Raw genomic sequence first — 14025 nt, 5'->3', positions numbered from 1 at the left:
TCCGCGGTAGCGCTCGCCCCGGCCACCGGGTGGCGGGGGCGAGCGCTACCGCTCACGTCGTGGTTCCGGGGTTCAGCCGTCGATGGCGCCCTGGATGTTCTCGACCATCGTGTTCCAGGACGTGGCCGGGTCCTTGGCCTTGCCCTGGATGAGTTCGACCTCGGTCACGCCCCAGAACTGCCACACGGAGCCCATCTCGGGGATCGACGGCATGGGGGCGGTGCCGGCCGCGTCGGCGAACTGCTGCATGATCTCGTCCTCGACCTGGCCGGCGGCCTCGGTGGAGGCGGGGGCGCGTCCGCCGGCCTCGGCGAGGCGCAGCTGCACGTCGGCGGAGCCGAGGAAGTTGGTCACGAAGTCGTTGGCGACCAGGGCGTTCTCGGTCTTGGCGCTGATGAACGCGCCCTGCACGCCGACGAACGGCTCGGCGGGCTCGCCGCCGGCGCTCGGGACGGGGAGCACGGAGATGTTCATGTCGGCGGCCGTGAACTCGGCGGCGTACCAGGGGCCCGTGACCATGTACGGGGTCTTGCCGTCGAGGAAGAGCTGCTTGGCCTTCTCGCCGTCGATCGCCGGGTCGAGGACGCCCTGCTCGCCGAGCTCGCCGAGGTACTCGGCGAACGCGTCGCCGGCGGCGCCGCCGAGCGCGAGCTCGGGGCTGTAGGAGCCGTCGGCGTTCTGCTCGAAGACGGGGGCGCCGAACGAGGTCTGCAGCGGGTAGAGGTGGTAGGCGTCGCCCTCGTCGCCCTGCTGGATGACGACCGGGTACTCGGCTCCGGTGTCGTCGTTCTGCGCGACCAGTTCGTCGAAGGTCTCCGGGGTGTCGGAGACGAGGTCGTCGTTGCGGACCAGGGCGATGTTCTCGACGGCGTACGGCACGCCGTACACGGCGCCGTCGTAGGTGAACGCCGCGACCGAGACGTCGGAGAAGCCGGCGGCCTTGTCGCCGAGCTCGATGGGCTGGACCACGCCGTTCGTGACGAACTCGCCGGTCCAGTCGTGGGCGCCGACGACGATGTCCGGCCCCTCGCCGGTCGGGACCTGCTGCACGAATTCCTCGCGGATGTCGCCCGACGCCTTCTGCACGACCTCCATCTCGATCCCGCGCTCGTCCGAGTAGTCCTCGGCGAGCTCGGTGAAGATGTCGATCCGGGTCTCGTCGACCCACACGGTCAGGCTGCCCTCGAGTTCGGGTGCCGCGGTCGATTCCTCGGCCGCCGGCTCCGCGCCGCCCGAGCACGCGGTCAGCGCCAGCGTTGCCGTGACGGCGGTGGCCGCCGTCAGGATGCTCCGTCGCATCGGTACTCCCAGTAGGTTCACGGCCACGACCGGCGTGGTCGCGGACCTGGTTCATGTTCCGACGGCGTGGCGCCGGCGCGTTTCGCGCCGGCGTCCGGCCTCCGCGAGGCCGGTCGCCCTCGGTCCGACGGAGCTGACCGTAGATGTGTTGCAACGTGTTGTGCAAGTTCTTGCGATAAAGTTTCAGCATCGGTGTGCGGACGCACTGGTCGCGAGCGCCCGGCGCGAGCCCGCCCCGGCGCCGGGCGACGCCCGGCGGCACCCCGACCAGTTCGACGACGGAGCGGCGACACGATGCGGACCACCAGTACGACGACACGCGCGATGTCACCTAGGCTTCCTCTCGTGCGCACCCGACTCTCCGACCTCGCGGCCCAGGCCGGCGTGTCCACGGCGACGGTCTCCCGCGTGCTGAACGGCAAGCCGGGGGTCGCCGGAGAGACCCGCCAGGCCGTCCTGACGGCCCTCGACGTGCTCGGCTACGAGCGCCCGGCGGCCCTGCGGGCGCGCCCGGCCGGGCTGGTCGGCCTCGTGGTGCCGGAGCTGTCGAACCCCGTGTTCCCCGCCTTCGCGCAGGCCATCGAGTCGCAGCTGACCGAGCACGGCTACACGCCGCTGCTGTGCACCCAGTCGCCCGGCGGCACCACCGAGGACGAGTACGTGGAGACGCTGATCGACCACGCCGTGGACGGGATCGTGTTCGCGTCGGGCAAGCACGCCGACATGCGCGCGTCACGCGAGCGGTACCAGCGGCTGCGCGGCCGCGGGATGCCGATCGTCCTCGTCAACGGGTACGCCGAGGGCATCGACGCGCCGTTCGTCTCCCCGGACGACGCCGCCAGCATCGAGCTGTCGGTGCGTCACCTGGTCTCGCTCGGGCACCGGCGGATCGGGCTCGCGATCGGGCCGGAGCGGTTCGTGCCCGCGAAGCGCAAGATCGACGCGTTCTGCGCCGAGCTGGTCGCCCACGGGCTGGCCGGCAGCGCCGAGGAGGTCAGGGAGCGGCACATCGTCGGCACGCTGTACACGCTGGAGGGCGGTCAGGCGGCGACGAGCGAGCTGATCGACGCCGGTCACACCGCGATCGTGACCGGCTCGGACCTCATGGCGCTCGGCGCGATCCGCGCGGCCAGGCAGCGCGGGCTGTCCGTGCCCGACGACGTGTCCGTGGTCGGGTACGACGACTCCCCCCTCGTGGCGTTCACCGACCCGCCGCTGACCACGGTGCGCCAGCCGGTCACCGAGATGGCCCGGGCCGCGGTCTCCGCCCTGCTGTCCGAGATCCACGGGGAGCGGGCGCCGCGCACGGAACTGCTCTTCACGCCCGAGCTCGTGGTGCGCGGGTCGACCGGGGCGGCCCCCCAGCCGTAGGTCGCCTGACCCCACGCCGTCGAGCTGTCACGTGTGCCGTGCATCACGGCCGATGAAACGAACCAACCGGCTGTTCGGCGCCGACGCCTCTCGCGTCGTGGAGGTTACTGCGGAGGAGCCCCGTCGGGCTGTACGCTCCCTGCAACTCTCTGCAACAATCTTGCAGGCGCACTGCGCCGGACTCCCGCGCAGACCCAGACACTTCCGACTTCCGAGGACGATTCATCGATGACTCGCACCGAACGCCCCGCTGTGCCCCTCGCCGGCGGTGACCAGGTCCACGCCCCCGCCACGGACACCGAATGGTGGCGTGACGCCGTCATCTACCAGGTGTACCCGCGCTCGTTCGCGGACGGGAACGGCGACGGGATGGGCGACCTGCCCGGCATCACGGCCCGGCTCGACCACCTGGCGAGGCTCGGCGTCGACGCCGTCTGGCTCAGCCCGTTCTACCGCTCCCCGCAGAAGGACGCGGGCTACGACGTCACCGACTACCGGCAGATCGACCCGCTGTTCGGCACCCTGGACGACTTCGACGCCATGCGCGCCCGCGCGCACGAGCTCGGCCTGCGCGTCATCGTCGACCTCGTCCCGAACCACAGCTCGGACCAGCACGCCTGGTTCCAGGAGGCGCTGGCGGCCGCGCCCGGCTCCCCCGCGCGCGGCCGCTACGTCTTCCGCGACGGCAAGGACGCCGACGGCGCGCAGCCGCCGAACAACTGGCAGTCCATCTTCGGCGGCCCCGCGTGGACCCGGCTCGCGCCCCGCGAGGACGACGGTCCCGCGGGCCCGCAGTGGTACCTGCACCTGTTCGACTCCTCGCAGCCGGACCTGAACTGGGAGAACCCCGAGGTCCGGGCCGAGTTCGAGGACGTGCTGCGGTTCTGGCTGGACCGGGGTGTGGACGGCTTCCGCGTCGACGTGGCGCACGGCATGGTCAAGGCGGAGGGCCTGCCCGACTGGGGCGGCAAGGTCGCCATGGTCGAGGGCAGGGACGCTGCGGACCTCGCGGAGGGCACCGGCGCGGCGGGCGGCTCGAACGAGGGCCCGATGTTCGACCAGGACGGCGTGCACGAGATCTACCGCGCATGGCACAAGGTCCTCGCGGAGTACGACGGCGATCGCTGCCTCGTCGCCGAGGCGTGGGTGAGCCCGATGTCCCGCCTCGCGCGATACGTGCGCGCGGACGAGATGCAGCAGGCGTTCAACTTCGCGTTCCTCACCACGAAGTGGGACGCGGCCCGGATCCGCGACGTGGTCACCGAGTCGCTCGAGACCATGGACACCGTCGGCGCCCCCACGACGTGGGTGCTGTCGAACCACGACGTCGTGCGCCACGCATCTCGCCTCGGCCTCGACGAGACGGCCGACGGCCCGATGAACGGCATCGGCCCGCGCGACCCGCAGCCCGACGCCGAGCTCGGCCTGCGCCGCGCCCGCGCGGCCACGCTGCTCATGCTCGCCCTGCCCGGCTCCGCCTATCTCTACCAGGGCGAGGAGCTCGGGCTGCCCGATCACACCACGCTGCCCGACGGCGTCCGCCAGGACCCGGCGTTCTTCCGCACCCACGGCGAGGAGACCGGCCGGGACGGCTGCCGCATCCCGCTGCCCTGGGAGGCGGACCGGCCCGGAATGGGCTTCGGCCCGTCGGAGCGGACGTGGCTCCCCCAGCCCGACTCCTACCGGAAGCTGGCCGCGGACCAGCAGTACGGCGTCGACGGCTCGACGTTCGAGATGTACCGCGCCGCGCTCGGCGTGCGCCGGGCCGAGCGCCTCGGGCGGGGTGGCCTGGCCTGGATCGCCGGGTACGCGGACGCGAAGGACGTGGTCGCGCTCCGCGTGGGCGGCGTCGTCGTCCTCACCAACCTCGGGACGACGCCGGTCGCGCTGCCCGACGGTGCCGAGGTCCTGATCGCCTCGGGCCCGCTGGCGGACACCCCGCGGGGCACCGGCCTTCCCACGGACACGACCGTCTGGCTGCGCGCCTGACCTGGAGCGGCGCGACACCAAGAGGCCGCGGGACCACGGGTCCCGTGGCCTCGTTCGCGATGGGGACATCTCCCCGTCGCTCTTCGTCGCGGTGCTCGGTACGTTCCTCGGGATGAGACGTCCGTCCGACGAGAGAGGCAGCAGATGCCCGGTTCGACGCCCGGTTCCACCCCTGGCTCCGAGACCTTGCAGGTCGAGACGGAGGAGTGGCGCCGGCTGGTGCGCGCCGCGCGTGCCGGTGCGACGGACGGCGTGGCCGGGATCCTCGCGGATCATCTGGACGCGCCCGTCCGGGCACTGCTGGTGACGACGGCCGGGGGTCGCGGCGTGCGGTCCCGGCTGACGCTGGTCGGCGGCCGGGCCGTGACCGTGACGCAGCGGATCGAGTCGGTCGAGGGCGGGACGCGCGTCGAACCGGGCGTGCGGATCACCGTCAGCGACGGCGACGAGCTGTGGCGATCGCTCGCCGCGACCCTCCCGGACTCCGAGCCGCCGAGCACGCAGGCCGATGATGCGGACCACCTCCTCGGGCCGGAGGAGAGCAATCTCCGCGTGCGCGTCGACGCGTGGCGCGGCAGCGATCGGCCCGTGATGGTGTGGGATCGCCTGTGGTCGGTGGTCGACGACCGGTTGATGGACGTGCGCACCGACGGCGACGAGCTGCGGCTCCTCGAGCGCCCCGCGGGCTCGGCCGCCGAGGAGCTCCGGTCGGCCCTTACCGAAGCCCTCGACGCAGCGAGCCGCGCGGGGGTGTAGAGCAGGAGTCGGGGGGTCAGCGCCAGGTGTCGTTCAAGGTGAGCGAGCCGTCCGGGCCCACCGTGGCGGTGCGGTTCGCCCCGCTCTCCCAGGTCACGTTGCCGTTCCCGTCGATCTTCACGTACTTGTACTCGAAGGTGGCACCGGCGGGCAGGTCGACCGTCCCGGTCCAGGTCGGGTACGAGGCGGCCGACAGCGCGACGCCGCTCGACGGGGTCCACGACCCGAGCTCGGGCCGGTCGCCCACCAGGTAGACGTTCTGGCCCCAGACGGTCTCGGCGTGCACCGCGACGGAGACGTCGCCGTCCTCCGGCGTCGGCGAGCCCGACGTGGCGCCCACGTGCACCGCCAGCGCGCCGTACGCGGGGAGCGTCGCGCTCAACTGGCCGGACCCGTTCACCGTCCACGTGACCGAGCAGTTCGAGGCGGCGACGACGTCGCAGTACGTCCCGGCCGGGAGCGAGGTCTCGTAGGTGCGGCTCACGGACGAGCCGGTGTTGTTGATGGCCACGTAGCCGCTCTGGCCGCGGCCGTAGCCGATGTTGTTGGCGCCGTCGTCCCACCAGTTCGTGACGGCGGTGCCGGCGACCTCGTTGTGGAAGCCGACCATGCCCCGGATCTCGGTCCAGCGCTGGGTACAGGTGAACACGCCGCCGCAGTCGGCGTCGGGCACGGAGGTGTCGGTGGATCCGGGCACGCCGGCGTCGTAGTCGGAGAACTCGTAGCCCGAGTAGACGGTCGGCGAGCCGTACGGCCAGGACAGCATGAACGTGTTGGCCAGCACGTACTTGGCGCCCCACTGGTAGTTCATCGTCTCGCCGTTGCGCTCGGTGTCGTGGTTGTCGACGAAGACGCTCGCGACGTCGCTCGGCAGCTTGTTGTCACCGATGTAGCGCAGGTTCTTGATCTGACCGTCGAAGTCGTGCCGGAGCCGGCGGGCGTAGTCGAACTCGTGCACGTCGCCGTTGCCCGTGTACTCGGACGGCTGGATGGGCTCACCGGCGGCCCCGATGACCTCCTGGACCCAGAAGACGCCCGAGCTCTGCGCCTTGATCGCGGCGAGGTCCTCGGCGGGAATGTGCTTGGCGGCGTCGATGCGGAACCCGTCGACGCCGAGCGAGGTCAGGTCGTCGAGGTAGTCCGCGAGCCGGCCCCGCACGTAGTCGGAGCCGGTGCGCAGGTCCTGCAGGCTCACCAGGCGGCAGTTCTGCACCTCCCAGCGGTCGCCGTAGTCGCTGATGTCCGTCTTGCAGTCGTTGAAGTCGTTGCCGCCGTAGATGCCGGGGAACCAGTCCTGGCCGTAGGCGCTGCCGGCGACGCCGGAGCCGGAGTTCGCGGCCATGTGGTTGACGACGGCGTCCGCGATGACGCCGACGCCGGCCGAGTGGCAGGCGTTCACCATCGCGGCGAACTCGGCGCGGGTGCCGAGCTTGGACTCGATCTGATAGGAAACGGGCTGGTAGGACGTCCACCACTGGGTGCCGGTGACGTGCTCGTTGGGTGGCGACACCTGCACGTAGCCGAAGCCGGCGGGACCGATCGTGCTGGTGCACTCCGAAGCCACGGAGCTCCACGTCCACTGGAAGAGGTTGAGGATCACGTCCCGGTCGCCGCGCGGGGGCGTGCTGGCGGCGGCGTCCCTCGAGGCGGCCGTCGTCAGGCCGAGGGTGATCATGGTCGCGAGGGCCGCGGCCAGGGCCGTGAGCAGGGCGAACAACGGTGTTCGGCGCGTCATTGCGTCTCCCGGGGTAGTACTGACTCGGTGCGCAGCAACCTTGCTGCAAGATTTTCTGAAGTTCGTTGCAAGACGATACAGATGGTTCGGACGAATGAAAAGGGCCGCCGCCGTCGCTCGCCCCAGAACTGCCGTGATGCAGGCGACGTTCCGGGGGCGCGGGGGTTTGGGACAATGGGGCGCGTGACTTCCCTTCTCGACCGCGCCGGCACGCCCGTGCCGGCTCCCGTGCTGCCACCGTTGCGGATCGGGCCGCTCACCGTGGCGACGCCCGTGGTGCTCGCGCCCATGGCGGGCGTGACGAACCGCGCCTTCCGCACCCTGTGCCGCGAGGCCGGGCGGAGCACGGGGTTCGATCCGGGCCTGTACGTCGCGGAGATGGTCACCTCCCGCGCGCTCGTCGAGCGCAACGAGGCGGCGCTGCGCATCGTCACGTTCGGCGCCGACGAGTCCCCGCGTTCCGCGCAGGTGTACGGCGTCGACCCGGCCACGGTCGCCGCGGCGGTCCGGATCATCGCCGCCGAGGATCGCGCCGACCACGTCGACCTCAACTTCGGCTGCCCCGTGCCCAAGGTGACCCGCAAGGGCGGTGGGGCGGCCCTGCCGTGGAAGCGCCAGCTGTTCACCGACATCGTGCGCGCGGCCGTCGACGCCGCCGCACCGTACGGCGTCCCGGTGACCGTCAAGATGCGCAAGGGCATCGACGACGACCACCTCACCTATCTCGAGGCCGGGCACATCGCGGAGGGGCTCGGCGTCGCCGCCGTCGCTCTGCACGCCCGCACGGCCGCACAGCACTACTCCGGGGTCGCGGACTGGGAGTCGATCGCCCGCCTCAAGGAGACGGTCCGGACGGTCCCCGTGCTGGGCAACGGCGACATCTGGTCCGCGGAGGACGCCCTCGACATGGTCCGGCGCACGGGAGCCGACGGCGTGGTGGTGGGCCGCGGCTGCCAGGGCCGCCCCTGGCTGTTCGCCGATCTCGCCGCCGCGTTCAACGGCTCGGACGTCCGGGTGCGGCCGGGGCTGCGCGAGGTCGCGGACGTCCTGTACCGACACGGCGAGCTCATGGTCGACTACTACGACGGCGACGAGCACCGCGGCGTGCGCGACCTGCGCAAGCACATGGCCTGGTACCTCAAGGGCTACGCGGTGGGCGGCGAGGCCCGGCACGCGCTCGCCCGGGTCTCCTCCCTCGCGGAGCTCCGCGCGCTGCTCGACGCGCTGGACCTGACGATCGGCTACCCGGGGGCCGACGCCGAGGGGCAGCGCGGGCGCGCGGGCACTCCCAAGACGCCGCACCTCCCGTACGGCTGGCTCGACTCCCGCGAGCTCGACGCGGAGTTCGAGGCCCGGCTCCGCGAGGCGGAACTGAGCGTCAGCGGCGGCTGACGACGGGTGCAGCGGAGGGTACGGGCCGAGGAACGAGGCACGTGCCCGCAGCGGAACCCGAGGAAGCCGCTCGTCAGAGACGGCGGCTGATCCGGATCGCTCTCACCCGAGCCGCCCCAGCAGCCGCTCGCTGGCGTCCCACACGTCGCGCGCGAGCGTGTCGTCGCGCGCGAGCTCCGATGGGTCGGGCCAGATCAGACGGCCTCGGCGCAATGCCGCGTAGTCCCGCCCGGCCGGTGGATCCGTGCCGCCGTCCCGCTCGCCGAGCGCCAGGCCGGCAAGGGCGCGTCCGGCGTCGTCGGCACGGTTGATCGTGCTCGACAGCCGGGTCGTCACCGCGCGCATCGCCCCGGCCCCCATCACCCGCCAGGCGACCCGGCGGACCGGCGACAGGCCGTGCGCCAGGCCCGTGCCGAACACCTGCCCCGGGTCGTAGGAGAGCACGGTGAGCCGTTCCCCCTCGGGACGCGCGGCCAGCGCCCGCGCCGTGAGGATCGCGCAGAGTTTCGAGGCGGTGTAGGCGTGCTCGCCGGCCCGCCGGGGGTGCGGGTCCCGGCCCGGGTCGTGGTCGGGTCGCGCGAGCAGCCCGACGTCCGCGTGCCGCGGCGTCGCCAGACCGGCGCCGACGCCGGGATCGTGCGTGCCGCTGGTGGTCAGCACGACCCGGCCGCCGTCGGCGAGCGCCGGGAGCAGGAGGCGGAGCAACAGGTAGTGCGCCAGGTGGTTGACCGCGAAGGTGGTCTCGAAGCCGTCAGGGGTGCGCCCGGTGTCGTCGGCCCGGACGATGCCGGCGTTGAGCACCAGGATGTCCACGGGCGCACCGTCGAGCCGGCGCAGGGCCGCGGCGGCGAACGCGCGCACGTCGTCGAGCCGCGTCAGGTCGAGCGGCAGGTGATCGCCGACGGCGGGCGGGCGGCGGGCGCCGATCAGCAAGCGGGCCTGGCCGGCGGCGGCCAGGTGTCCGAGAGCGATCGCCCCGAATCCCGACGTCCCGCCGGTCATGACGATGGTTGGCACGGCTTCCTCCTCGTCGCGGTTCCCAGTATGGGCGAGCGGAGAGCGGCGTTCCAGGTGAGGCGCTCCCCTGCGACCCGCCCGCGACCTTCGCGAGCGGGTGCCTCCGCGCGGGCGCCGCAAGAGCCTGGATCCCGTGATCTGCCGAACCGGATCCCCGGTGGCACAATCTGCGCATGCCGATCCCCTCCGTCCGGCGGAGCAGGCAGGGCGCCCTGCCCAGGACGGTCGACGTCGTCGTCGCCGGTGGCGGCGCCGTCGGAGCCGCCGTCGCGTACCAGTTGGCCGACGCCGGTGCGAGCGTGCTGCTCGCGGAGGCGTTCACCCTGCCCGACGGCGCGGAACCGACGCACTTCGCGACGACGTCCCAGCGGGCCGCGCCACCGGTGCCGATCGCCGGGCACGCCGTCGGGGCGCAGGTGCCGGCCGCGGGCCGAGCGATCGAGGCCCTCATCCGGCGCAGCGCCGAGCTGTACGCCGACCTCCCGGCCCGCGCCGGCATCGGGCACGGGGCATCGACGCGCGCGAGCCTCCACCTGCTGCCGGACGACGACCTCGTCGCCGCGTACACCGACGCGGTCGCCCGGCACGCCGCGCGGGGCCTGGACAGCATGATGATCCGCGCGCAGGACGCCGCGGTGCTCAACCCGTACGTCGCCGCCTGGCAGTACGCGGGCGCGGCGCTGATCGCCCCCGAGCGGTGGCATGCGCCGGGAACCGCCGCGGCCGACCTGCTCGCGGCGGCGGCCGACCGGGGCGCGGTGCTCCGGGAGCACTGCATGGTCAAGGGGATCGAGCGGTCGGGCGGCGCGGTCGCGGCGGCCTGGACGGAGCACGGGAAGGTGCACACCGGCGCGGTGGTGCTGTGCGCCGGGGTGCATTCCGCGCAGCTCGCGGCGTCGGACCTGCCGTCCGGGCCTTCCCTGGCCCCGGGTCCGCCCGCCTCCGCGGACCCCGGCGACCTCCGCCTCCCCCTCGTCGCCCGGCGGCGCGCCCTCGGTTTCACCCTGCCGCTCGTCCCGCGGCCGGGTCAGGTCCCGGCCACGATCGACGTCGGCTCCACGTTCTGGTTCGCCAACGCCGAGCCGGACCGGGTGATGCTGGGCGTCGAGCGCCCGGACCGGCCCCTGGAACCGGGGCACGAGCCGCGGCTGGTCCCCGTGCTGCGCCGGGCCGCGGCGCAGTGTGCGCCGGCCCTGGGCGAGGCTCCGCTCGCCCCCGGGTGGATGGGCACGCGCACCGAGACCCCCGACGGGCTCCCGCTGCTCGGGGCGCACAGCTCCGGGTTGCTGTACGCGACCGGGTTCAACGGCGCCGCGGCGCGGGTCGCGCCCGCCGTCGGCGAGGTCGTGCGGGACCTCCTCGAACAGCAGGAACCGGACATCGACGTAACCCCCCTCGGCATGGAAAGATTCTGGTGACAGAACCACGCGCCACAAGCGCTGAGGGAAGGACGGGGCATGTCTCAGGAGAAATTCCTTGAGCCCTGGCAGTTGCGGGCGGCGTTCGCCCGCTCGCTGTCAGACATGTACGGGAAGGAGGTGCCCGCCTACACCACGCTCCTGGAGGTCAGCCACGAGGTCAACGCCGACTTCGTCGCCACGCACGGCGCCGACGCCGAACGGCTCGGCTCGATCGACCGCGTGACCGCCGAGCGCCACGGCGCGATCCGCGTCGGCACGCCCACCGAGATCTCGCAGGTCGCGCGCATCTTCGGCGCCATGGGCATGCACCCGGTCGGCTTCTACGACCTGCGCGACGCCTCGTCGTCGTCGGTCCCGGTGATCTCGACCGCGTTCCGGCCGATCGAGCGCGACGAGCTGGCCCGCAACCCGTTTCGCGTCTTCACCTCGATGCTCGTGCCGGGCGACCGCCGGTTCTTCACCCGGGACCAGGAGCGGCGCCTCGACGAGTTCCTGGCCGCCCGGCGCCTCTTCGGGCCGCAGCTGCTGCGGCTCGCCGACCGCGCCGAGGCCGAGGGCGGGCTCCCCGCCGCCGACGCCGCGGAGTTCCTGCGCCTCGCGACCGAGGCGTTCGAGCTCTCCCGGGAGCCCGTGGACCAGGCCTGGTACCGCGAGCTGGAGGGCGTGTCGGCCGTCGCCGCCGACATCGGCGGCGTCGCCTCCACGCACATCAACCACCTCACCCCGCGCGTGCTCGACATCGACGACCTGTACGCCCGGATGACCGCCCGCGGGATCACGATGATCCCCGCGATCCAGGGCCCGCCCCGCTGGGAGGGCCCGGACGTGCTGCTGCGCCAGACCTCGTTCCGCGCGCTCGCCGAGCCGCGCACCTTCCGCACACCCGACGGCCAGGTGATCGAGGACTCCCTCCGCGTCCGGTTCGGCGAGGTCGAGGCGCGCGGCATCGCGCTCACCCGGGAGGGCCGCGCCGCGTACGATGCCGCCGTCGCCGAGCTGGACGAGCGTGCCGCCGGTGCCGGCGAGGCCGAGCGCCAGGCGATCGGCCGCGAGATCTGGCACCGCACGTTCCCCGTCAGCGAGACGGCGCTCGCCGACCGAGGGCTCGGCTACTTCACCTACGAGCTGCTGCCCGACGACGGCGGCGGGCGCGCCCCGCACGTCGTCCGCGCCCCCGTCGTGTACGAGGACTTCCTGCCCCGCTCCGCCGCCGGCATCTTCCAGTCCAACCTCACCGACGAGGGCGCGAAGGACGCCGGACAGACCGGCGCCGAGCGCGACGACGACTGGATGGCCGGCGCCCTGGGCCGCGACCTGCACGACCCGTTCGAGCTCTATGCTCGGCAGGTCGAGCGGTCCCGCCAGGCGACCGCCGCGACGCTCGGCGTCGACCCCGAGACCCTGACCCCTGCCACGATCCCCGGAGGACAGTCATGACCGCCACCACCCCGGCGCAGTCCATCTCACCCCTGAGCACCGAGCTGCGCGCCGCGGCGCTGGCCGCGCTCGAACGGCTCGGCGCGAGCGTCCCCCAGGCCGCCGACGACGCGGGCATCCCGGTGCGCTCGCCCCTGTCGGGCGAGCGGATCGTCACGGTGCGGCGCGATGGCGCCGCGGAGACCCGGGCCGCCGTCGGGCAGGCCGCCGACGCCTTCACCACCTGGCGTTCCGTACCTGCCCCCGCGCGCGGGCACGTGATCAAGCGGTTGGGCGAGCTCCTCGCCGAGCACAAGGCCGATCTCGCCGAGCTCGTGACGATCGAGGCGGGCAAGATCACCAGCGAGGCCCTGGGCGAGGTCCAGGAGATGATCGACATCTGCGACTACGCGCTGGGGCTGTCGCGGTCGATCGGCGGGCGGACCATCCCGTCCGAGCGCCCGGGCCACCGCCTCATGGAGACCTGGCACCCGCTCGGCGTCGTCGGCGTGATCAGCGCGTTCAACTTCCCGGTCGCCGTGTGGTCGTGGAACACCGCGGTGGCGCTCGTCTGCGGCGACACCGTCGTGTGGAAGCCGAGCGAGAAGACCCTGCTGTCGGCGATCGGGTCGGCCGCCCTGCTGGACCGGGCGCTGGTCGAGGCCGGCTACCCGTCCGAGGTGTCGCGGCTGGTGCTGGGCGAACTCGAGGCCGGCGAGGCGCTGGTGGCCGACGAGCGGGTCGCCCTGCTGTCCGCGACCGGGTCCGAGCGGATGGGCGCCGCCGTGGCCCCCGTGGTCGCCGGCCGGATGGGCCGCTACCTGCTGGAGCTGGGCGGGAACAACGCCGCCGTCGTGACGCCGTCGGCGGACCTGGACCTGACCACGCGGGGCGTCGTGTTCGCCGCGGCCGGCACGGCGGGCCAGCGCTGCACCACGCTGCGCCGCCTCATCGTGCACTCCTCGATCGTGGACGACGTCGTCGCCCGCCTGGTGCGCGCCTACGAGGGCCTGCCGATCGGGGACCCGCGCGCGGAGGGCACGCTGGTGGGGCCGCTGATCGACGAGGGCTCGGCCGAGCGGATGACCGAGGCGCTGGCAGAGGCGAGGGCCGACGGCGGCGAGGTGCTCGTCGGTGGCGGCCGGGTGACGGTCGACGGCGCCCCCGGGGCCACCTACGTCGCGCCGGCGATCGTGCGCATGCCCGGCCAGACCGCCGTCGTGCGGCGGGAGACGTTCGCCCCGGTGCTGTACGTGATGACGTACGAGACGCTCGACGAGGCGATCGCCCTGCACAACGGCGTGCCGCAGGGTCTGTCCAGCGCGATCTTCACGCTGGACGCCCGCGAGGCGGAGCGGTTCCTGTCGGAGGCCGGGTCGGACTGCGGCATCGCGAACGTCAACATCGGGACGTCCGGCGCGGAGATCGGCGGCGCGTTCGGCGGCGAGAAGTCCACCGGCGGCGGGCGGGAGTCGGGTTCGGACGCGTGGAAGCAGTACATGCGCCGCGCGACGAACACGATCAACTACTCGGACGAGCTGCCGCTGGCGCAGGGCGTCAACTTCGGCTGAGCCCGCGGTGCGCGGTCGGTTCGACGTCGAGCGCGCGTGGTCGGCTCGATGTCGGATG

The 14025-nt window shown here is 73.1% G+C and carries 10 protein-coding genes; 7 read left to right on the top strand and 3 right to left on the bottom strand.

The annotated features are described in order from the left end of the window. Positions 1-72 precede the first annotated feature (72 nt). A complete protein-coding gene (locus IIE03_RS00720; RefSeq protein ID WP_192860819.1) occupies positions 73-1299 on the bottom strand; it encodes a sugar ABC transporter substrate-binding protein in 1227 nt (408 codons plus the stop codon). 324 nt (positions 1300-1623) lie between these two features. Here IIE03_RS00720 and IIE03_RS00715 point away from each other — a divergent pair, with 324 nt between their 5' ends. From IIE03_RS00715 to IIE03_RS00705, 3 genes are all read left to right on the top strand, one after another. Next, on the top strand, positions 1624-2670 hold the full coding sequence (locus IIE03_RS00715; protein WP_192860840.1) for a LacI family DNA-binding transcriptional regulator: 1047 nt from the start codon (positions 1624-1626) through the stop codon (positions 2668-2670). A 228-nt stretch (positions 2671-2898) separates the two neighbouring features. Then, positions 2899-4659: a glycoside hydrolase family 13 protein gene (locus IIE03_RS00710; RefSeq protein ID WP_192860818.1), complete on the top strand. Its 1761-nt coding sequence runs from the start codon at positions 2899-2901 to the stop codon at positions 4657-4659. A gap of 144 nt (positions 4660-4803) precedes the next feature. Beyond that, positions 4804-5415, top strand: a complete 612-nt coding sequence (locus tag IIE03_RS00705) for a hypothetical protein (protein WP_192860817.1) — start codon at positions 4804-4806, stop codon at positions 5413-5415. 16 nt (positions 5416-5431) lie between these two features. On the opposite strand, the gene IIE03_RS00700 is transcribed toward IIE03_RS00705, so the two are convergent. Then, the gene (locus tag IIE03_RS00700; protein ID WP_192860816.1) at positions 5432-7150 is read right to left on the bottom strand and encodes a carbohydrate-binding module family 20 domain-containing protein; all 1719 of its coding nucleotides are present in this window, start codon (positions 7148-7150) and stop codon (positions 5432-5434) included. A gap of 174 nt (positions 7151-7324) precedes the next feature. Between IIE03_RS00700 and dusB the strand changes: the two genes are divergently transcribed. Continuing rightward, on the top strand, positions 7325-8542 hold the full coding sequence (gene dusB, locus IIE03_RS00695; RefSeq protein WP_192860815.1) for a tRNA dihydrouridine synthase DusB: 1218 nt from the start codon (positions 7325-7327) through the stop codon (positions 8540-8542). Positions 8543-8644: 102 nt separating this feature from the next. Here dusB and IIE03_RS00690 read toward each other — a convergent pair whose 3' ends face one another. Further along, on the bottom strand, positions 8645-9559 hold the full coding sequence (locus IIE03_RS00690) for an SDR family NAD(P)-dependent oxidoreductase (RefSeq protein ID WP_318842714.1): 915 nt from the start codon (positions 9557-9559) through the stop codon (positions 8645-8647). Between the two features lie 173 nt (positions 9560-9732). On the opposite strand from IIE03_RS00690, the gene IIE03_RS00685 reads away from it, so the two are divergent. From IIE03_RS00685 to amaB, 3 genes are read left to right on the top strand one after another with little or no spacing between them, the layout of a single operon-like run. Continuing rightward, positions 9733-10977, top strand: coding sequence for an NAD(P)/FAD-dependent oxidoreductase (locus IIE03_RS00685; RefSeq protein WP_192860814.1), 1245 nt, complete (start codon positions 9733-9735; stop codon positions 10975-10977). A gap of 39 nt (positions 10978-11016) precedes the next feature. After that, positions 11017-12417, top strand: a complete 1401-nt coding sequence (gene hglS, locus IIE03_RS00680) for a 2-oxoadipate dioxygenase/decarboxylase (RefSeq protein ID WP_192860813.1) — start codon at positions 11017-11019, stop codon at positions 12415-12417. Beyond that, on the top strand, positions 12414-13967 hold the full coding sequence (gene amaB, locus IIE03_RS00675; RefSeq protein WP_192860812.1) for an L-piperidine-6-carboxylate dehydrogenase: 1554 nt from the start codon (positions 12414-12416) through the stop codon (positions 13965-13967). Before hglS ends, amaB begins: the two co-directional genes overlap by 4 nt. Positions 13968-14025: the final 58 nt, after the last annotated feature.

Origin of the sequence: Myceligenerans pegani (genome assembly GCF_014892515.1) — a bacterium.
In the GTDB taxonomy this organism is placed as follows: Bacteria; Actinomycetota; Actinomycetes; order Actinomycetales; family Cellulomonadaceae; genus Myceligenerans; species Myceligenerans pegani.
The sequence above is the reverse complement of the archived record's forward strand: the minus strand, read 5'-3'. Positions and strand labels throughout refer to the sequence as shown.